Source organism: Nostoc sp. (assembly GCF_036917395.1).
In the GTDB taxonomy this organism is placed as follows: Bacteria; Cyanobacteriota; Cyanobacteriia; order Cyanobacteriales; family Nostocaceae; genus Nostoc.
In genome coordinates, this window is record NZ_JBALDI010000043.1 from 86,848 (window position 1) to 107,495 (window position 20,648).

The following is a 20,648-nucleotide window of genomic DNA, read 5'->3' on the forward strand; positions in this document are numbered from 1 at the left end:
TATGACAGCGTTTGAACCTCAAAGCATCCGCTCTTATAGCCAAGAAGATGTCCAACAGATTCTGCACTTAGCGATCGCTCGTCAAGCTAATGACAAAGACACAGAATTTTCTTATGAACAGATATTAGAAATTGCTGCTGAGTTAGAAATTTCACCCGAGTCTTTAAAATTAGCCCAACATGATTGGTTAGTACAACAGGGTCAAGTCCAACAGCGAAAGGCTTTTGACACCTACCGCATCAGAAGATTTCAGAAGCGTCTAGGGAATTATGCAATTTTCAATGGCTTTTTGATACTGGTCGATTTGATCACTGGTGGCGGAATTTCTTGGTCGCTATACATTTTGCTATTCTGCGGATTACCTGTAGGGCTGGATGTTTGGAATACCTTTCAAATCAAAGGCGAAGAGTATGAAATGGCATTCCAGAAATGGAGTCGTAAGCATCAGATTAAGAAAACCATCAGTACAGTTTTAAATAAGTGGTTTAAGGCATTACAGGTTTAGTAGATTTGCTTGCGTAAGCGTACCCACACGAAGAATCAAGCTACGCATAGCATCTCGTAAACAAGCTTGTCGTAGACATCGTTAATTCAAAAAAAACCACAGTAGAATTCAGGGTCATATTTACCACAATATTTGTTGTGTAACACCAACATTCCTATACAGAGCATAGGAACGAGAGAAACGAGATAACAATGGGAAATCGAGCTTTTTTCGACTTGTGTGTATATCGTAGCCCCGCTTGGTCTTAGGGAAGACAAAGCGTAGCTTTGGTGGAGTGGGGTTCTTCAGGTTTAATAAGTAATCAAGCGGACATAATATAAAATTCTTGTTTATTTCTCTTGAGAGGAATTCAAGCTATTAGCCTTGGAATAGAATTCCAAGGGGGGATTGTCATATATTGGGTAATGACAAGCCCTACTAGGATTGGGGAGTAAGATTCAAAGCCTCTGAAAATCTCCGCTATGGTATTTACTTAAGTTTTTCGTGAGCAGCCAAAATAATTTTTTCAGTTTCTTCCCAGCCAATACATTTATCAGTTACAGAAATACCATATTTTAATTCTTCTTGTTTAGCAGTAATTGATTGACTACCTTCATACAAATGGGATTCCAACATCATGCCAACTATTGATGTATTACCATCCACTATTTGCTGAATAATATTTTCTAAGACAATACCTTGTAATTTGTAATCTTTATTAGTATTGCCGTGGCTACAGTCAATCACAATTCTCGGTGATAAATTTGCCTGTTTTAATTTCTCTTCAACCAGTTTGACATTTGCTGGATCAAAGTTGGGCTGAGTACCACCCCTTAAAATTACGTGACCGTAGGCATTACCTTTAGTTTTAAATACGCTGACCTGTCCGTTTTGATTAATTCCCAGAAAATTATGCGGGCTTATAGCTGATTGTAAAGCGTTCAAAGCTACTTGAATATTGCCGTCAGTACCGTTTTTGAAACCTACAGGCATCGAAAGCCCACTTGCCATTTCGCGGTGAGTTTGTGATTCGGTCGTGCGTGCTCCAATGGCAGACCATGTAATCAGTTCACTAATGTATTGAGGGATGATTGGATCTAGTGCTTCTGTGCCAGCAGGTAATCCTAACTCTGTAATTTTTAATAACAGGTTCCGGGCAATTAACAAACCATTTTCTACATGGAAAGAATCATCCATATCTGGATCATTAATTAATCCTTTCCAGCCTACAGTTGTTCTTGGTTTTTCAAAGTACACTCGCATAACTAGTAGCAAGTTATCCTTAACTCGCTCGGCCAATATTTTCAATCTCTCAGAATATTCGATCGCTGCTTTCGGATCGTGGATTGAGCATGGGCCAACTACTATAAATTTTCTGCGATCTTGAAAATCCAGTATATGTTCTATTTCTTGTCTAGATGCTAAAACTCTTTGTTCAGCTATTTGTGTTAAAGGTAATTTTGATTTGACTTCATTGGGAGTTAATAAAATGCGATCGTTCTCGATGTTAGTGTTGTCGATATTACTATTAAATAATTTATTGTGCATGGGGATGATTTGGCAATTTTATATCCGCACTTCAACTCAAAAGTGTAACACAAACCGATGATATTTTAAAATAGCCTGTTTTCTGCTTGACAAATTTCTAATTAAACTGTATATGAATAAAATAATAACTGAAAAAGGGGAAAAATGTTTCCCCTTTTCTTTCCTATTGGACTACTGACTCAGCAATAGTGTATATCATTACTGCCATACAAACACTTTGGCTTCGTATGGTCCCAAATCAGCTATGATACCATCGTCACTAGCTTCGACATCATAATTCCCTGTCCACTCGTGCCATGTACCACCGCTTGCTAAATTAGGAACATGATAGTCACCTAGAAAATTTTCTGAAAAATTAGCTACCACGACTACACGAGAACCTTCATCATTCCAACGAGTATAAGCTAATACTTTTGCCTCTGGATTTTCATGGATAAAATCAATATTTTCTGTGTAGAGTGCATGATTATTTTTACGCAGGTTGGTTAAGCCTTTGTATGATTCAAATAAACCACGATTTAAATCATTACCTAACAGCGTCCAATCAATTTTGGCTGATTCAGGTTGTTGAGGTTTATACTCGCCAAATTCCTCTCCCATCCAAATCAAAGGTACACCAATAGCAGTCATTAGGATTGATACTCCTAATTTAGCCCGCCTAAAGGCTTCTTCGTCAAAAATTTCACGGTTCCCCAATTCAACCATGAGATGGTTATGGTCGTGGTTGGTAAGGTAATTTACTACATTAGTGGCACCCAAGAAGCCTTGGCGCTTACAGTCAATGACATCTTTGAGACGCTCTAAATCAAATGTATCACCGCAGATATGTTCTAAAATACAGTGATAGAAACTGTCATGCCAGCAACCATCCATTGGGCCATCTACATTGGTAATGCTGGGAGTTTCAGGAATATGTTCGGCAACGTTGTAAAAAGGCTTCATGCTAGCAGTTTTTTTGGCTTCCTGAACAATCCAGTGCATGAAGTCGTAGTTAGCAATTTGCCGCGCTGCATCATAGCGAATACCATCAAGATGATATTCCCCAATCCAAAAACGGATTGTATCACCAATAAATTTCCACGCAGGATGAATATCTAATTTTTCGTCATAATGTTCATAATTAAACTCAGGTCCCCAGTTATTACCAGGGTCACGGGGAGAGTGATGATACCAATAATCGTGGTCAATTTGTGTTAAAGGAGCAGATGCTTCTGAGTGGTTATAAATCCCGTCAAGAATTACACGAATACCTTTAGCATGACACTCATCAATCAATTTTTTCAATCCAGCAGTAGAACCATAACTAGATTCTGTTGCAAAGAAGTGGCGAGGATTATAACCCCAACTATAATCACCAGGATATTCTTTAAGTGGCATCAACTCAATAGCGTTGATTCCGAGTTCACATAGATAATCTAACTTTTCAATAACGTGTTTGTACTTGCCTCGTGCATAAGGGTCATCCTCGCCACCAGAAAAGTCACCGACATGCAATTCATAAATTACCAATTCATGGTCAGCAGGTAAAGGTTTATCATCATGTTCCCAAACGTATGTATCGGTAATTCTTTTGCCATCTTTTACCTGGATAACACCATCATCTTTTCCACTTTGTTCATCTATATCAGTTGCATAGGGGTCTGTGACATCAACCCATTGTTCTGGTTCCAAAAACCATGAATTTGACTGGATGCGAAATTTATATTTATAAATGCCGTCTTCTAGTTCAACACTTGTACGAAAATAACCATCATCACCTTTTTCCATTGGAATTTCTTGCCAATCAGAAAAAGAACCAATTAATGCGGCTCCTTTGTTGTAAGGTGCAAATAAATTAAATTCAATTGGCTTTGCCATAAAAGTGTTTGTAATATCAATGGTTGATAAGAATATTTTCTGATGCTCAATTGAATTTGCAAATCAATCTAGAGAAATAATTATATAACTAATGCTTCTATCTTCAGGAATAATTAATAAATATTTTATAAAAATTAACTATTTACTTACAATTTTTGAATGTTTATAGCATTTATTTTTTGATTAATATTCAAATTTACTTACTGCAATTTGGTCTGATGATACTAGTAAAATTCAAATATTATTGTACCCGACTGCAAGATTTTATTAAATAAATTAAGAGCTTTTTATTAAGTTATAAAACAGCAGATATTCGGGAATGAGAACAATATTGGTAATAATAAGATATTTTTTACTAGAGCAATCTGATTTAATTTGTGATAATTGCAACCCTTAGCTCACCGACAACTTTTACGAAGTCGGGGAGCTGGTTTCTCAGAAATGATTTAGGATTGCTATAAATATCTGTTGCATGAGATTACTCAATTTTGCCGTTAGTTTGTTGCAGATAACTTAACAACCAATTCGCCGCCGTCGCCCTGCGAGTTTGTCGAGGCCCAAATTCACCAATTTTGTAACCTTTGAAACCCAGTTTTTCTTTTAGCATTTGTTTATTTTCAGTAGGAATGGAACGAGTCAACTTGACTGTTGCAGGGCGAGATTCAATGAAATCTGGTGGTTGTGGGTACTCATCTTGCCATTCTGGTGCAACTTGGCTAGTGTCCCATTGTGCAGTTGAAGAATCATAGCGATAGCCTAAATAATGCCATAGCAACTGGTTGACTGTGGCATCATCAAGTTTCTCGTCAAGAATTGCCCAAATTGTTTCTGTATTCAGTGATGGTAGGTTAGACATAAGCAATTCCAAATTCCAAGTTGAAAAACTGACTAGTAATTAAAATAAATCGTAATTCGTAAATAGGGGATTTGTTCCAAAATATAGTCGGTGGCAAGCAGAAATGAGGTGATTACAGCAGTTTTAATGCATTTGAACCACATCTGTCGTAAGGGCACAGCATTGCTGTGCCCCTACCGCGTGGTCTATTTACGTGAAAATAGCTGTAAGAGTGGGATAATTGCGATCGCCAAGAGTTGAATTTGCCCTATCCTTGGGATTTACCTATGAGGATGGTCAAACTTTTCTCTTCGATAACCTTGCAACCCCCTTTGGTATTGGCCCTGACACCAATGGAGTTAGCCGTACCAGTGTAATTAAATTTGGTCAAGACTATATCAAGCGCAAACCTCAAGGAGCTTGGTTTTTACTTTAGCCTTCGCTATCAACCTTAGTAAAGTGGTGCGTTAGTCTTTAGCGTAACCCACCTTACCAACCTGACTTATCAATGTTTCCTGACCTATGTCAGCATTTTTTGTTTTAAAAACCACTTCAAAAGCGTATTTTCAGGTAATTGGCGATTTTTTAAGAATTTATTTTTGATTATTTACTGAGCTGATCTGCATTTGGGGTGTACTCTCAATATACGGTAACTATCTACTCGATCTTTGAGATAAATTACACCCAGAGGTGAATACCATGAAAAATTATGCTGATAAGCAGGAATTTATATTAAGTCAAATTACAAATAAATATTTTCAGCGCCGAGATTTCAGTGGATGTGACTTGAGTGGAATCGACCTGAAAGGAATTGATTTAAGTGGTGTTAACTTCATAGGAGCGGATTTGCGTGATGCAAATCTGTGTGGCTGTGTCCTCACTCGTGCTAATTTAAGTGGCGCAAATTTGATGCAAGCTAGCTTACGTGAAGCTAATTTGTATGAAGCATCTTTGTGTGAAGCTAATTTGATTAATGCTGATTTAACACGAGCAAATTTGTGCGGAACTTTCTTATGGCGGGCAAAATTCACAAATAGTAATCTTTGGGGTGCTTCTTTGTGTGATGTAGATTTGAGAGAAGCAGACCTAAGTGAAGCAAAATTAATTGAAGCATCACTGATTGAAGCTAACTTAGTTAGAGCAAATCTTACAGGAGCAAAGCTATGTGGAGCAAAATTACTAGAAGCTAATTTAACTGAGGCTAACTTAACTGGTGCAGACCTGACATGGGCAAATTTAACCAAGGCCAACTTGAGTAAGGCAAACCTTTGGGAAACAAACCTGATTTATGCGAAGTTCCGAAATACTATCATGCCTGATGGCACAATTAAGCAGCCTCAAATAGTGATTTATTAAAAGAGTTAGGAGTGATTCAATTTTAGATTTTAGATTTTTGCTTCAATTTAAAATCTAAAATTAGCAGAGTTAGGAGAGAATAACTTTCTGTTTGTTCTTCTGCTCAATGACTAAAATTCGCGTTGTGAAAAGATAAAAATAGCGATCGCTAACAACATGGCACTATAAAGTAAGCCATAGCCAGCATTCATAATCAGTGCAGTTGTGTCAGGTAGTGCTTGCAGACCATAAACAGCATCATTTTTCAAATCTAATCGAGATAAATTTGGTAAGATAAGAAACAAACCTTGAGTTAGACGTTCCATACCGAGGTTGTGACTAAGACGACCAAGTTGTACTAAATCTTGAGTAATATTTCCGATTAAATATACTGCAAAGGTTAAAATAGTCGCTAGCAAAGAAGCAGTAAAAACACCAAAGGTAATAGCTATAGCAGTAATTAATGATAACTGCAAAAATAAGAAAATTGCCGCAATTAAAATGCTCACCGTTGGATGAGGAATGTTACCAAATTGCAGAAATATCAGATAAATTGCTGTCATCGTGACGATAAGTACAGCTAGTACTGCGGATAAACCCAAGTATTTGCCGACGATAATTTCGCTGCGGCTGACAGGTTTAGCAATTAACATTAAGACAGTGCGTTTTTCAATTTCTTTATTAACCAGTCCCGTACCAACAAATATCGTCACAATTAGCCCGATGGCATTCATCGCCGCCATCCCAAAGTCTAAAAAAATTTTGTCTTCAGTCGTAGCTGCAAATTCAGGAAGGACACGGAAAGCGGTGGCAAGTATTAACGCATAAAAACCAATAATATATAAGATGCGATCGCGTACCACTTCCTGAAACACATTCTTTGCCAATACAAAAATTCTGTTAATAGTCATTTCTCATTTTTCCCTCATCTTTTCATCTCACAGAAGTTTATATTTTAAATTTTGAATAATTCAAAATCAAAGAATTTAAAAATGTCTGTCCCTTACACCTTTTGTAAAAGTTGCCCCCGAATTAAAATGCGAGAATAAATCTAAAATCTAAAATCAAAAGTTGAGTTACTGCTGCGGAGGCGGTGATCCAGCAATTAATTTATTGATGCGATCGCATTCAATTTCTGCAACTGTAATTTTATTCCCTGAATTGTTAGTTGCCGCAACTGGTTCAATCCGACAAGATTTTTTCAAGTAATAGCCCCGTGGATTAGAACTTGGGCCTATCCAAATACTTAATAAATCTAATATATATCCAGACTTAGTATTAGCTACACGCGGTTCAACGTGCCATAGTTCCTTCTCTTCATATCTCCCCAGATTTTTTTGAATTACTTCTGTACCCAGAGTTCTTACCCGCTGTTTTGCATCTAGCAACCATTTTTCTACTTCTGACCAAGGTCTTTGAGCTATTTCTTCTACTACTATTGGTTGAAGTTTTTCTAGAATTACAACACCGTTTTGCGGTATTTTTACTCGTTCTTCTGTTCTGACAACAAAGGCACTACGTTTAAAAGTATCTGCCTGCAAACTAGGATATTGTTGAAACCAATTATCCATCACAAAGAAAAACTGAATCCAACAACTTAGCAGCATACTACTAGCAACTAAAATTATGATTCTTTGGCGGTCTTCTGGCTTAGGAATTCGAGCTTTAGAGTCTGTATCAGTTCCTTCAATAAATTCTGGTATTGCTGTAATTAATGCTGAAATTGTCGGCCAAAAAACGATTGTTCTTGATGTAATTACATCCTGTTGATTTCCAAAGGCAAAAACGCTAACTAAGAATCCAGTGATCACTGCCCCGACTGGCATAAAAGTACCAGGAACCCTTAAAGGATCTTCAGTTGTATACCAAGCTGTACCAGCAATTAAAAATAACCAACCGAAAAAGGCAATTATATCTTTGATATAACCTGTAGCACAATATGAAAGTACCCAAGAAAAAACACTCAGATAAATAAATGTCTGCCAGGAATAAGCTCTGGGTGGAACTAATACTTTTCTAATTCCCTCATAAAGTCCTTCAGCAAATTTTAAAAGCCCAAATACATCTTTAAATAGCGTATTCATATTCCTCACCACACCTGATTAATCACTATTTTTGCTTTAAAGTAAATTCTTCCTACTTTGAGCGAAACAATAAAATAATGGTGATAGCACTATAACTTACAGAATTCGCTATTAACGTAGTAGTGACTAAATTGGTACTTTGTAATCTAAGATTGCTAAAACTCCGCCAACGCCGCCGTTGAGATGTTTGAGTATCCTCTTCTTTTTTAGCAAATGATTCATTTAATAATAGTAGTAATCCTCTTAAAAGGAAAAATTTCATCAAAAAAGTAGCAAAGAAAACTCCAAAAGCAGTTAAGATTATTAACGTTTGTGTTTTCGGTGATTGAAAATTATTAAAAAACATATAGTTAATTAATTCTGATTTCACCTGGATCGGCAACATTGGTTCTGATACAAAAAATATGATCCAACCAATCACACTAGAAAACAGATTGATAGAAATGGCATAAAAAATACTGGATTTTTTGTCAAATTTTAGTCGATTGTGGAAAACATATGCCTCGATGGGGATGGCAATCAGTACAAATAAAAAGTCAAACAGAATTCCACCAATGGGAAAAATCCTGGGAAGTATCCAATTTTCAGGCATAAATGGTCAACGGTAAGGGTTAACTGTAGAGAGTATAACTGGGATAGTGAGGGTGATGGGGGAAATTATCACATTGTTCTTGTCCTTTACCGTGTTGGTGTGCCAGTATTCCTTTATTGATATTGTTAATGTATCAAGCTGATGCTTGTACGAGCGTGCTAGAGGGGCAGTTTCTCAGATGAGAGTACAAGACGTTAGGTAAGATTAAAGATTGCCACGTTATAGCTTTTCCAAAGATGACAAGGAACGGTATTGGTATTCGGACGGCGCAAATGCGTCAGGAGCGGCTCATTGGTCAAATTCACGTCTACGATGGGGTGGGTAAAGGTAAGTCTCAAGCGGCTTTGGGAGTGGTTTTGCGCTCCATTGGCTTGGGGATAAATACGCCTAGCAATTCTAATCGGGTTTTACTGCTGCGGTTTTTAAAAGGGCCGGAACGTGATTATGATGAAGATGGCGCGATCGCAGCTTTACAGCGCGGTTTTCCCCATTTAATTGACCAGGTTCGCACTGGCAGAGCCGAATTTTTTGGGCATGAGCAAATTACCCCCTTTGACCGAGATGAAGCGGAGCGGGGTTGGGATGTAGCCAAAGGTGCGATCGCCAGTGGTTTATATTCAGTTGTGGTTTTAGATGAAATTAACCCTGTTCTGGATCTAGGTTTGCTACCAGTGGATGAAGTGGTAAAGACATTAAAATCCAAACCCCAAGAGTTAGAAATCATCGCCACCGGACGCGCTGCGCCGCAAAAGTTGCTCGATATTGCAGATTTGCACTCAGAAATGAAACCTCATCACCACCCAACAGCTAAAGCCCTCTTACTTGAAGGGATTGAAATTTATACCGGTGCTGGGAAAGGCAAGTCTACCAGTGCTTTGGGCAAAGCTTTACAGGCAATTGGTAGAGGAATTAATCATCCCGGGTCTACCCGTGTGTTGATTATGCAGTGGCTTAAAGGTGGTAGCGGGTATACAGAAGACGCAGCGATCGCCGCTTTGCAGCAGTCATATCCAGAAGTGGTGGATCATCAGCGCTGTGGTCGAGATGCGATCGTCTGGCGAAATTCCCGGCAAGAATTAGACTACGTAGAAGCCGAACGGGGTTGGGAAATCGCTAAAGTTGCGATCGCTTCTGGACTGTATAAAACTATTATCCTTGATGAACTCAATCCCACTGTTGACTTAGAATTACTCCCCGTTGAACCCATTGTCCAAGCTTTGCTCCGCAAACCGCGCGACACCGAAATCATTATCACTGGTCGCTGCCAAAATCAACCAGCATACTTCGACTTGGCTAGCGTTCATTCTGAGGTTTACTGTCACAAACACTATGCCAATCAAGGTGTAGAACTCAAACGGGGGGTAGATTTTTAGGCGTTGCTGATTAGTTGATATCCTAGATTCTTTAAAAACATAACAAATTTATTTACCAAAATGGTAAACTTATATTAGTCTGGTAACGCATGGAAATCACCTTCGCTAACAGCAAACTGCAAAAGCTATGCGAACAACAAAACTTAGCGCAAAAAAAATTGGGTGTAAACTGTGCCAATAAATTGACAGCCCGATTGGCTGACCTTGCAGCTGTTAGCTGTCTCAAGGAATTGTTTGCAGGTCATCCCCATCCCTTAAAAGGAGATCGTGCAGGTGAATTTGCAGTAAACCTAGAAGGTGGTAAACGACTTGTATTTAAACCAGACAACGACTCCATCCCCCTTACCGAGGATGGAAGCATTGATCGGTCAAAAGTTACTGTTGTTTGTATTGTTTCCATTGAAGATTACCATGATTGAGACAACCCGTACCTTTACTCCAGATTGGGTATCTCCTCCCGGTGATACCATCGCTGATATATTAGAAGAGCGTGATTGGACACAAGTACAGTTAGCAGAGCGGTTAGGCTACACTACCAAACATATCAGCCTACTCATCAACGGCAAAGCACCCATCAACGAAGAAACAGCCCTGAAGCTAGAACGAGTTTTAGGGAGTACAACAGCATTTTGGCTTAATCGTGAAGCCCAATATCGCGCTGGTTTAGCACGGATAGAAGAAGAAAACCGCTTAAAGGGGTGGACATCTTGGTTAGATCAGTTACCAGTCAAAGAATTGATGAACCAAGGTGTAATTCCTAAGTGCCGTTTAATTGATAAGAATAAGCCTGGTTTGGTAAAAAAGTTACTGCAATTTTTCGGTGTTGCCTCGCCGGAAGATTGGCACAATTATTATGCAGGTATGGAAGTTGCTTTTCGTCGGACACGCGAAGAGCAAAGTGATGTTGGTGCTATTTCCACTTGGTTACGGTTGGGGGAAATAACAGCAGAAAAACTAGACTCTCCCAAGTATAGTAAACCAAAATTTGAAAAGGCAGTGCGGCAAATTCGCACTTTGACGGTGTTACCGCCAGAAGAGTTTGAACCACAGATGCAAAAGTTGTGCTGGGAAGCAGGGGTTGTGCTTGTTTTAGTACCATCAATAAAGAGAGCGCACGTCAGTGGTGTTGCCCGGTGGTTAAACTTGCATAAAGCACTGATTCAACTTTCGCTTTACGGCAAAACCAATGACTGCTTCTGGTTTAATTTTTTCCATGAAGCAGCACATATTTTGCTACATGATAAGGAAAATATTTTTCTTGATGAATGGAATAGTGGGGAAAGTTGGAAATCGGAGCAGGAATGCCAAGCAGATAAATGGTCGCGGGAATTTTTGATCCCACCTGAGTATGAGGGGGAATTAGCGAATCTTAAATATGAAACTGATGTGATTGATTTTGCAGAACGTATTGGTATTCATTCTGCTATTGTTGTGGGTCGGCTGCAACATGATCATCTAATTGATCCGTCCTCGATGAATGGTTTAAAGGTGAGGAAGAGCATTTTCAAGGCATAGAATAAGCAGACGATACATACAAGCCGATACATTGAAAATAGGGTGAAAATGTCTGAAGTTTGGCGCACTAGCCGGAATTTTTACTTTTGGGTAGTAAAATATTTTGTATAAAGCGATCGCGTCCTGCTGCCTTTGCTTGATACAACGCCCCATCCGCTGCGGAAATCATTTCTTCCAAGTCAGAATCTGGCTGAGGAATTTCTGTCGTAAATCCGACACTAATGGTTACATGAGGACTAACTTGGGAATTTTGATGAGGAATTGCTAGTGTGCGGACAGCATGGCAAATTTTGTCGGCAACATGAGTCGCCCCCTCAGTGTCTGTGTTAGGTAAAATCACAGCAAATTCTTCCCCACCATAACGGGCAACAAGGTCTGCGGGACATTTAATAATATCTTTGATAGCTTTAGCAATTTTTTGAAGACAGCGATCGCCTACCCGATGACCATAAGTATCGTTATATAATTTGAAGAAATCAACATCGCAAAGAATCAGCGAAAGGGGCCGTTGCTCCCATTTCAGGCGCTGCCACTCTTGGTTAAAATACTCTTCAAACCGTCGGCGGTTAGCTATTTGAGTTAATCCATCGATAGTAACTAATCGCTGCAATTCCACATTAACGGCTTCCAGTTTTTGCTGTAACTGAGATTGTTGAATCAAGCGTTTTACCCGTTGTCGCAAAATTGGCCAGTGAATCGAGTCAATCGGTTTGGTAATATAATCTGTTGCCCCCACTTCAAATGCACGGTCAACTGACTCTTGATCTTTAAGTGCTGTAATCATCAAAACTGGAGTGTGCTTGCTACAATCAAGACGGTGTAACTGAGTGCAACACTCAAACCCGTCCATATCCGGCATTATGGCATCAAGGAGTACTATATCGGGGTGGAGTTGCTTAAAAACATTTATTGCCTCTATACCATTTTGAGCTTCTGCTATTTGATACCCTTCCTGCTCCAATAAATGTCGCAATATCAGGCGGATTAAAGGTTCATCATCAACAATTAGAACTAAAGATTGACTTTCTTGAGCATTGGCTTTCATGGTGCTTCCTTCACAAGTTCTTTTTGTAAGGCTGTTTTAACTTGTTCATATTCCTGATATAGTTGTGAAAATAATTCTAAGCTGTTTTCTAATTTACTGCTGCGTCCCTGTGCTTCTAACAGCTTGCAAAGCTGCACCAGGGCGATCGCTCCAACAGAAGCACTGCTGGACTTGAGTTGGTGGGCTGTCTTCCATATAGTCTGGGCATCCTCATTTGTGATCGCTGTGCTAATATGTTGCATCAGTCTCCGTGTTTCTGTCAGATAACACTCAATTAGTTCAGCAAATGCAACAGGATCTCCTCTGACGATATCTCACAAGGATTGGAGCATTTTAGGCTCAATTTTGGCGCTTTTTAATGTCTGCTTTTGTCCTGACTGGAAGATATTTGGCGAAGGTTGCAATTCTTTGCAGATTACTTTACGAGTTTAACTATGGAAGTGAATTCAAAACTTCTTTGGGGTGAATATTATACTCTGCTACTAGAGGAATTCGGGGTGTGGGGTCGCTAATGTAAGAATGGAATTGTCCGTACTAGTACACTGTGGTAAAAGTTTGGCTACCTTTAACAAGGGGATTTTACCCCAAGTCTTGTTGATTGAGATGGTAGGTGGATTTATGCGCCTGCTGTACTAGGCTTTTCTACCAAACGCACTCGCGATCGCTAATGTGTCGCTGATGCAAATAAACTTGAAGTTACTCGCTCACCAACATAGACGCGCAAAGGCTTACTGTTTGGTGAATTATCAAAGGTGGCTCAGAAACTCGGATTTGGAAAGGTAGAATACAAAGGTCAATATACTCGTTGGCAATATCCAGAATTTTTAAGTGAAGCGTCAATTAATTTTGGATTTTAGATAATAAAATTTAGATTGACCCCAGCAATCAAGTTACTTGCTTGTCAATTAATTTTAGATTTTGGATAATAGAATTAGTCTTACGTTTAAATTTTCCTGCTCTAAAACATGCATTAAGTTTTGGATTTTGAATCTTCTTTACGAGAGGCTCCGCCAACAATTCCATTATCCAAAATTTAAACATCGTAAATTTGGTGAATTGCAATCTGGAGTGTAAGCAATGTTTAAGGGTAGGCTACGCCTACGCATTTTTAATTCTTTTATCATGCCCTAACTTTACTATAAGTGCGTATACGCCCAGAGGCAGACTTCTTGTACCGCTACTTTTAAGCAAGCTACGCCTATGATCTACAAGAAAAGGGTAGTGGGGATTAAGAGCAAGGGTTATAGGGATTGAATTTTCTTTCCCCTTTAACCCTTCCCTTTTCACCACAAGAGTGCAAAAGTACCTTTTGCAAGAGACGCTCATGAACAGAGTCAGGACAAAGCACCCTCTACGCGAACACAATTTAGAACGAAAATCTCTTTCCCTGTTCCCTATCACCTGTAAGCTGTTCCCTATTTTCAAGATAGGTCTATTGCCTATACTTATACTTTAAATGACAGCTTCTTGGTGTTGACAATCAAAAACAACCATGTAGGAAGCATTTGGTATTTCCTGGGGGAGGTGCCGCATATAGCCATCGGCATCAGAACGGCTGCGGAAGCGAGCAACAATTTCCCGTTGTGTATTAGGAAGTAGACGAGCGATCGCCCAAGAATTGAGGCGTTCTTTATAGGCAATAGCTTGATTGTCTGATTTAGTAGCTTTGTTATCCGTATTTTCTGGCATAATTATGTTATCCGTATGAAGTTTCATGAAGGGCGTCAATTAGTTTCTAGGTAGGAATGCACTAACGCTTTTTTTAATGCTGCTGCCACCTTGTTATTCGATTATTTATATATTGTCAACACTTAACGCTATATTTTAGACCAACTAAGTTGGAATTTTCAGGTGGCTATGAATCTCAAAACCTTAATTTGCAATTGTTTCCAGCACACAACAAAGCTCAAGCAGAAAGTTTGGCAAGTATTGGGTTTGCATGATTTGTATGCATACACAGAAGTAAAGTCCGTATCAGTGGTAAAGTCAACATTAATGTCTGAAAAAATACTCTCAAAAATCAGTTGGAAATGAACAATAACGTGCCTAAAATTAATGGGCGTAGACACACTGTTAAATTTTCCACTATGCTTCATTTGGTGAAGTTCAGACGAAAAGAGTAGAAAATTTATATCTCAAAATTCTCAAAGCACTTGAAAATGAGAAGAATAGAGAAAACTACTGATTTTAACTGGAGGCGGAGCAGGAGTTGCTCCGCTCTATAATTCTTCTTCAATTCTACGTATCTCTTCACCACTTCTTATCTAGTAGCGATTCAAATTCAGCTTGTAAGGCGGTTATATCCGCCAATCTTGCGACTAATAAATTATCCTTACCAGCATCACTTAAACGTACTTTCCAATAACGAATACTGTCTGAGTTGTTCAACCAAAACTGAATCACGGTATCTACCACTTGATCTAAATTCCAACCCCACTTTGCTGGAACTGATTCCACTGATTCTAGAAATGTATCTAATGTACACGTATACATTCCTAAGTATTCCACGCCTTGGTAGGGTAGTTTTTGCTCATTTTGCTGTTGGTGATTAAAAAACTGTAAAAGTGGAGATACTCCTACAATATCAAAAGTGTATTTCATCCTAGTACTCCCAGTTTTAAATTACTTGCAGTAAAGCTTTAGGTTTTTATAATATAATGTATTAGAAGTAACTAAAGCATCTAAAAAAAGTATAGTTTTGGTCTATATTATAGGCATTAAACCTCAGTCAAAAATTAGCACTAACAAGCCTTGAGTGCTAATATTTAATTAATAGTTTGATTTATTATTAAAGAGTTTGAGGCATTAATAAGGGTGTATGTATATTTTTAATAATTATTTAATTAATTCCCTTATGACGTGTAAAGGCTTGATCCTCGCGAACCCTCTTTAAAAAGGAGGGAATTAGAACGAGCCGTGTGCGGGAGTTCCCCCTGTTGAGCAGACTAGCGTAGGTAGGTTGGGGGAATCTTTGGGTCTAATTATTACTAACCCAAGCGTATTGCTTTAGGCGTAGGGTTGAATTTCATATTTTTACTACCAGTTAAAGATACGAATATTGTTAAAGTTAATCACGTCAACTTCTACACTCTGAAGATAATTTGCTAGCTTGAAGTTATCAGTTAGTACAAGATACTTCCCTTTAGATAAAGTTAAGATTCCACTGTCAGTAAGTCCGAATTTTACAAATTTTTCAGTATTAACAGCATCTAAACTCTTTACGTAGTATTCATCCAAAAGAGCAACATTTTTAGCAAATTGAGCAAATAATGCAAAGCACTGAGAACGTTCAGGTTCACCAAGTTGATTTGCAAGGCTATTAACTTCTGTCAGAATATTCGGAGTTGTTACAAGCTTTTGAAATTTTGCAATAAATACTAGCAAAAGCTCATAATCTTCTGGTATAAATTGCTGGGTTCGATTAAATTTAGTTATTCGTTCTTGATTGACACTCCCAACTAAGAAGAGAAGCAGGATATTTGTATCAATTAAAACCCCTTTTTGGCAATAACGACGAATTAGGGAATTAATCACATTTTTCATACTTGTCTAATTTTCATTGCTTCTACTTCACCAGTTTGAGAATTTACCTTAAAAAGTTTATATTCTCGTTCATACAACACAGGTGTAGAAGCAAGAGAGATAGGAATTAAGTCTTCCAATCGGTTTTTAGGAGGTTTTTTAGGAACATCAAACCCTAAAGTAATCAACCAGAAGGTTTTATCTTCAGAAAGTTCGACTTCTTCAAGTCTCAAATCTCCTAATGAAGAACCCATTTGATATTGTAGGGATTTTATGTATTCATAGGCAGCATTTACTGCTGTTTTGACATCAATCATAATATTAGTTGCTCCGTGACATCATTTGCCAATTTAATCCCAATACAGTTCAGTTAAGGCTAAAACTCTTTCTCAAAGTCAACTTTTTTAACGTAGATGCAAAGCAGCTTCCCGCAGGGTATCACAGAGGCGCAGAGGACACAGAGAGAAGGAAAAAATTATTAACTTAACTTTATTGAATTTAATACCTTTTTATAATAATTTATCTTTGGTTACTGGTAATAGTCTCAACCTAGCCAGAATTCCAATACCAAGCATCCAAGTGGATGACTTCTAAGCCTAATATGGTTCCCAGTTCGCGGGCTAGGGTAGATTTACCAGCACCCCCAGAACCAATGATTAAGATTTTCTTCACCTTAGGTTTGCATCTTCCTTTTCAAGCTCAAGAGGGTAAGCATTACTCACCCAAATAACCGTCTTCAGGGCAACTCAATACGCCGCTACAATAGTACCACTAGAAGGATTATGCCGAAATATTGATATTATGACCACTGCTACGACCGTAAAAACTGAGTATGAAGCGATTATTGGTTTAGAAACCCATTGTCAGCTGAGTACCAATACCAAGATTTTCTCTAATAGCTCTACGGCATTCGGTGCTGACCCAAATACTAACATTGACCCGGTTTGTATGGGTTTACCTGGGGTCTTACCTGTACTCAATGAAAAAGTATTAGAATACGCTGTCAAGGCTGGTTTGGCACTAAATTGTCAAATCGCTAGATATAGCAAATTTGACCGTAAACAGTATTTTTATCCGGACTTACCCAAAAATTACCAAATTTCTCAATATGATCTACCGATCGCAGAACATGGTTGGTTAGAAATTGAGTTGGTAGATGCTGAGGGTAACCCCATTCGCAAACGTATTGGCATTACGCGTCTGCATATGGAGGAAGATGCTGGAAAGTTAGTACACGCAGGCAGTGATCGCCTTTCCGGTTCTTCCTATTCTCTGGTAGACTACAATCGCGCAGGTATACCGTTAGTGGAAATTGTCTCAGAACCTGACCTGCGTTCTGGACTAGAAGCTGCTGAATATGCCGAAGAGTTGCGCCGGATTGTGCGGTATCTCGGCGTGAGTGACGGCAATATGCAAGAAGGATCTCTGCGTTGCGATGTCAACATTTCTGTGCGTCCGGTGGGGCGAGAGGAGTTTGGCACTAAGGTAGAAATTAAAAACATGAACTCGTTCAACGCCATCCAAAGGGCGATTGACTACGAAATTGAGCGCCAAATTGCCGCCATCGAAGCAGGCGCGAGCATTATCCAAGAAACTCGGCTGTGGGAAGAAGGCGCTCAACGCACAAGTAGTATGCGGGTAAAGGAAGGCTCTAGCGATTACCGTTACTTCCCCGAACCAGATTTAGCACCAATTGAGGTGTCAGATGCCCAATTAGAGCAATGGCGCAGCGAATTACCAGAATTACCAGCCCAAAAACGCCATCATTATGAAAGTGAGTTGGGGCTTTCAGCTTACGATGCGCGAGTGTTGACAGAAGATCATCCCGTAGCGGAATATTTTGAAACTGCGATCGCAGCTGGAGCAAATCCGAAAGCTGCTGCAAACTGGATTACTCAAGATATCGCAGCCCACCTCAATAAGCAAAAACTCAGTATTACTGAAATCGCCCTGACTCCCACCAATTTAGCTGATATCATCACTCGCATTGAAACGGGCAAAATTAGCAATGCTCAAGCTAAAGAAAAGTTGCCAGATTTGATCAGTGGTATTTCTCCAGACAAAGCCTTTGCTGGTCAGGAGTTAATCACCGATTCTAGTGTACTAGAACCCATCGTTGATGAAGTAATAGCCGCCAATCCCAAAGAACTAGAAAAGTATCGTAACGGTAACACCAACCTCAAAGGCTTCTTTGTCGGACAAGTTCTGAAAAAGACAGCCAAACGTGCTGATCCTAAGCTGACTAACGAATTGGTGGAGAAAAAATTGAACGCCTAGTAGTCTGTCATAGTCAACAATACTTAGTGAGGGGGGCACAGGAGTAAGAATTTTATATTTTGGATTGAAATTTAATCTAAAAGACGCTCTCTTACGAGACGCTGCGCGTAGCTTGCTTCCCCGTTCGCGCTAGCGTCTCCGTTGGCGCAGCCTCTCCGTCAGGAGAAGGGGTACGCAGACTCGCTAACGAGCGAAGCCATGCCGCAGGCTTTACGCTGCGCTATCATCAATTCCATTATCCAAAATTGAATTGCCCCATGCCCCAAGTAAGTATTTTCCCGGTGCTTCTTCACAGAATCTTCACATAAAAACTGGTGACAACCCGCATACATAAAATGATATAGTGTGGTAAGTAGATGCACCCTGATGATCTGGAGAGCTGCCTAAGTGGCTCTCTTTTTTATTTTTGTGGTATTTACGGATAAACTCATAACATTATTAGAAATAATTTCAATAATACAAGTATTAACCCTGGCATCATCAATTAATTGGTGTAAAAAAAAGAATAAATGGTAATGATCTAGAGAGCGACCCAAATGGCTCTCCTTTTTCGCTTTTGTGTTTCGTCATAAGAAAGGTAAAAACAATTATGCTAATCGCCAACTCGTGCATTATTATTGCCATCAGTAAATCAACTCACAACAAGTAGAAATACTTTAATTTTGAATTTTGTTAGCGCAGCGTAAAGCCTGCGGCATGGCTTCGCTCGTTAGCGAGTCTGCGAGCGTCATTTTGAATTTTGAATTCCCCAAAGGGGTTGACCTATCCAACCTGATAGTTGTAAGGAAAAATAATGGCAGATTGGCAAAAAATAAGAGGTGGCATCACAGCACCAAGGGGGTATCAGGCGGCGGGAATTACCGCAGGGTTGAAACCTTCCGGGTTGCCAGATTTAGCTTTGATATTCTCAGAGGTGGAAGCGATCGCAGCGGGTGTATTCACCACCAGCCAAGTTAAAGCTGCCTGCGTAGAATATTGTCGCCAACGCTTGCAAGCCAAACATAGCGCTCGTGCCATCCTCTGCAACGCTGGACAAGCAAACGCCGCTACAGGGACTGAAGGTTACCTTGATACCCTAGAATCGGCTATGGCAGTAGGCCAAGCACTGAACATCCCATCTGAATCTGTGTTATTGGCTTCCACTGGCGTGATTGGTCAAAGAATTAAGATGGATGCTTTGCGAAGCGGGATTCCCAAGGTAATAGCAGCACTATCAGAAACAGGATCAGATGCTGCCGCCGGGGCGATTATCACCACAGACTTGGTAACAAAATCTATTGCCCTAGAGACAACTATAGGCGATCGCCCGGTACGAATTGGCGGTATTGCCAAGGGTTCCGGCATGATTCACCCCAACATGGCAACCATGCTGGCATTTGTCACTTGTGATGCAGCGGTTTCATCAACTCTTTGGCAGCAGATGTTAGCAAGAGCAGCTGATAGAAGCTTTAATTCGATTACTGTGGATGGTGATACCAGTACTAACGACAGCTTAATCGCCTTGGCAAATGGTCAATCTCGCACCCCAGCAATTACAGAATTGGGCGCAGAATCAGAGAAATTAGAAGCCATGTTAACAGCAGTTTGTCAGCATTTAGCCAAAGCGATCGCTCGTGATGGTGAAGGCGCAACCTGTCTAATTGAAGTGGAAGTAACAGGGGCCCACGATGAACTCTCAGCCCGGCAAATAGCCAAAACTATCGCTGGCTCATCATTAGTTAAATCTGCAATCTTTGGACGTGACCCCAACTGGGGACGCATCGCCGCTGCTGCTGGACGTGCAGGTGTGCCCTTTGAGCAAGAAAACCTGCAAATTAAGTTAGGAAATTTTTTAATGTTAGAAAATGGGCAACCTTTAATCTTTGATCGTGCAGCAGCAAGCGCTTATTTAAAACAAACTGCTGCTGATTCTTCCCTGCCCAAAGACTTCATTGCCACCAATAATAGTAATGATTTATCCTTTGATAGAAGCACTATCAAGGCTCAACGAGTAGATAATCCGGTGATCATTGCAGTCAGCGTTGGCAACGGTCATGGTGCAAGTAAAGCTTGGGGTTGTGATTTGAGTTATGACTACGTGAAGATTAACGCCGAGTACACAACATGAACTACTCCGACTTGTTTACAACTTGCTAACCCTAAGTCCCTATTCAAGGAACTCAAATTCTCAACACCCTTCAC

The 20,648-nt window shown here is 39.7% G+C and carries 20 protein-coding genes and 1 pseudogene; 8 read left to right on the forward strand and 13 right to left on the reverse strand.

The window, feature by feature from the left end; genetic code table 11:
* Position 1 precedes the first annotated feature (1 nt).
* Complete coding sequence (locus tag V7K46_RS15785) at positions 2–505, forward strand: 2TM domain-containing protein (RefSeq protein WP_335114642.1); 504 nt, start codon at positions 2–4, stop codon at positions 503–505.
* Between the two features lie 468 nt (positions 506–973).
* On the opposite strand, the gene V7K46_RS15790 is transcribed toward V7K46_RS15785, so the two are convergent.
* The 3 genes from V7K46_RS15790 to V7K46_RS15800 all read right to left on the reverse strand — a co-directional run bounded on the left by V7K46_RS15790 (position 974) and on the right by V7K46_RS15800 (position 4,745).
* The gene (locus V7K46_RS15790; RefSeq protein ID WP_335114644.1) at positions 974–2,032 is read right to left on the reverse strand and encodes a 3-deoxy-7-phosphoheptulonate synthase; all 1,059 of its coding nucleotides are present in this window, start codon (positions 2,030–2,032) and stop codon (positions 974–976) included.
* 198 nt (positions 2,033–2,230) lie between these two features.
* On the reverse strand, positions 2,231–3,889 hold the full coding sequence (locus V7K46_RS15795; protein ID WP_335114647.1) for an alpha-amylase family glycosyl hydrolase: 1,659 nt from the start codon (positions 3,887–3,889) through the stop codon (positions 2,231–2,233).
* 478 nt (positions 3,890–4,367) lie between these two features.
* Entirely contained in the window at positions 4,368–4,745 is a 378-nt protein-coding gene (locus V7K46_RS15800; RefSeq protein WP_335114650.1) for a DUF1823 family protein, read from the reverse strand.
* A gap of 220 nt (positions 4,746–4,965) precedes the next feature.
* Between V7K46_RS15800 and V7K46_RS15805 the strand changes: the two are divergent.
* Both V7K46_RS15805 and V7K46_RS15810 read left to right on the forward strand, forming a co-directional pair.
* Positions 4,966–5,154: pseudogene (locus V7K46_RS15805) on the forward strand (ShlB/FhaC/HecB family hemolysin secretion/activation protein); the annotation flags it as partial.
* A 269-nt stretch (positions 5,155–5,423) separates the two neighbouring features.
* The gene (locus tag V7K46_RS15810; protein WP_298919940.1) at positions 5,424–6,080 is read left to right on the forward strand and encodes a pentapeptide repeat-containing protein; all 657 of its coding nucleotides are present in this window, start codon (positions 5,424–5,426) and stop codon (positions 6,078–6,080) included.
* 110 nt (positions 6,081–6,190) lie between these two features.
* Here the strand turns inward: V7K46_RS15810 and V7K46_RS15815 are convergent, their stop codons facing one another.
* From V7K46_RS15815 to fraC, 3 genes are all read right to left on the reverse strand, one after another.
* Complete coding sequence (locus tag V7K46_RS15815; protein ID WP_335114652.1) at positions 6,191–6,970, reverse strand: ABC transporter permease; 780 nt, start codon at positions 6,968–6,970, stop codon at positions 6,191–6,193.
* A gap of 165 nt (positions 6,971–7,135) precedes the next feature.
* Positions 7,136–8,143 (reverse strand): septal junction protein FraD, encoded by a 1,008-nt coding sequence (gene fraD, locus V7K46_RS15820; protein WP_335114654.1) that lies wholly within the window; start codon positions 8,141–8,143, stop codon positions 7,136–7,138.
* A 52-nt stretch (positions 8,144–8,195) separates the two neighbouring features.
* Positions 8,196–8,735, reverse strand: coding sequence for a filament integrity protein FraC (fraC, locus tag V7K46_RS15825; RefSeq protein WP_335114656.1), 540 nt, complete (start codon positions 8,733–8,735; stop codon positions 8,196–8,198).
* Between the two features lie 236 nt (positions 8,736–8,971).
* On the opposite strand from fraC, the gene V7K46_RS15830 reads away from it, so the two are divergent.
* The 3 genes from V7K46_RS15830 (at position 8,972) to V7K46_RS15840 (ending at position 11,623) form a co-directional block, all read left to right on the forward strand.
* Positions 8,972–10,108, forward strand: a complete 1,137-nt coding sequence (locus V7K46_RS15830; protein ID WP_335114658.1) for a cob(I)yrinic acid a,c-diamide adenosyltransferase — start codon at positions 8,972–8,974, stop codon at positions 10,106–10,108.
* 89 nt (positions 10,109–10,197) lie between these two features.
* Entirely contained in the window at positions 10,198–10,527 is a 330-nt protein-coding gene (locus V7K46_RS15835) for a type II toxin-antitoxin system RelE/ParE family toxin (RefSeq protein WP_335114660.1), read from the forward strand.
* Entirely contained in the window at positions 10,520–11,623 is a 1,104-nt protein-coding gene (locus tag V7K46_RS15840; protein ID WP_335114662.1) for a helix-turn-helix domain-containing protein, read from the forward strand. Before V7K46_RS15835 ends, V7K46_RS15840 begins: the two co-directional genes overlap by 8 nt.
* Before the next feature lie 67 nt (positions 11,624–11,690).
* Here the strand turns inward: V7K46_RS15840 and V7K46_RS15845 are convergent, their stop codons facing one another.
* The 7 genes from V7K46_RS15845 to V7K46_RS15875 all read right to left on the reverse strand — a co-directional run bounded on the left by V7K46_RS15845 (position 11,691) and on the right by V7K46_RS15875 (position 16,862).
* A complete protein-coding gene (locus V7K46_RS15845) occupies positions 11,691–12,668 on the reverse strand; it encodes a PleD family two-component system response regulator (RefSeq protein ID WP_335114664.1) in 978 nt (325 codons plus the stop codon).
* A complete protein-coding gene (locus V7K46_RS15850) occupies positions 12,665–12,910 on the reverse strand; it encodes an Hpt domain-containing protein (RefSeq protein ID WP_442939844.1) in 246 nt (81 codons plus the stop codon). The genes V7K46_RS15845 and V7K46_RS15850 overlap by 4 nt, the downstream gene beginning before the upstream one ends.
* Positions 12,911–14,120: 1,210 nt before the next feature.
* On the reverse strand, positions 14,121–14,357 hold the full coding sequence (locus V7K46_RS15855) for a hypothetical protein (protein ID WP_298919930.1): 237 nt from the start codon (positions 14,355–14,357) through the stop codon (positions 14,121–14,123).
* Between the two features lie 561 nt (positions 14,358–14,918).
* Positions 14,919–15,269, reverse strand: coding sequence for a hypothetical protein (locus V7K46_RS15860; protein ID WP_335114666.1), 351 nt, complete (start codon positions 15,267–15,269; stop codon positions 14,919–14,921).
* Positions 15,270–15,704: 435 nt separating this feature from the next.
* Positions 15,705–16,211 carry a PIN domain-containing protein gene (locus tag V7K46_RS15865; protein WP_335114668.1) on the reverse strand — a complete coding sequence of 169 codons (507 nt, stop codon included), beginning with the start codon at positions 16,209–16,211 and terminating at the stop codon, positions 15,705–15,707.
* A complete protein-coding gene (locus V7K46_RS15870) occupies positions 16,208–16,507 on the reverse strand; it encodes a hypothetical protein (protein WP_335114670.1) in 300 nt (99 codons plus the stop codon). The genes V7K46_RS15865 and V7K46_RS15870 overlap by 4 nt, the downstream gene beginning before the upstream one ends.
* Positions 16,508–16,739: 232 nt before the next feature.
* Positions 16,740–16,862: a hypothetical protein gene (locus V7K46_RS15875; protein ID WP_335114672.1), complete on the reverse strand. Its 123-nt coding sequence runs from the start codon at positions 16,860–16,862 to the stop codon at positions 16,740–16,742.
* A gap of 129 nt (positions 16,863–16,991) precedes the next feature.
* On the opposite strand from V7K46_RS15875, the gene gatB reads away from it, so the two are divergent.
* Both gatB and argJ read left to right on the forward strand, forming a co-directional pair.
* The gene (gatB, locus tag V7K46_RS15880; RefSeq protein WP_335114674.1) at positions 16,992–18,467 is read left to right on the forward strand and encodes an Asp-tRNA(Asn)/Glu-tRNA(Gln) amidotransferase subunit GatB; all 1,476 of its coding nucleotides are present in this window, start codon (positions 16,992–16,994) and stop codon (positions 18,465–18,467) included.
* Positions 18,468–19,260: 793 nt separating this feature from the next.
* Positions 19,261–20,574 (forward strand): bifunctional ornithine acetyltransferase/N-acetylglutamate synthase, encoded by a 1,314-nt coding sequence (gene argJ, locus V7K46_RS15885; protein WP_335114676.1) that lies wholly within the window; start codon positions 19,261–19,263, stop codon positions 20,572–20,574.
* Positions 20,575–20,648 lie beyond the last annotated feature (74 nt).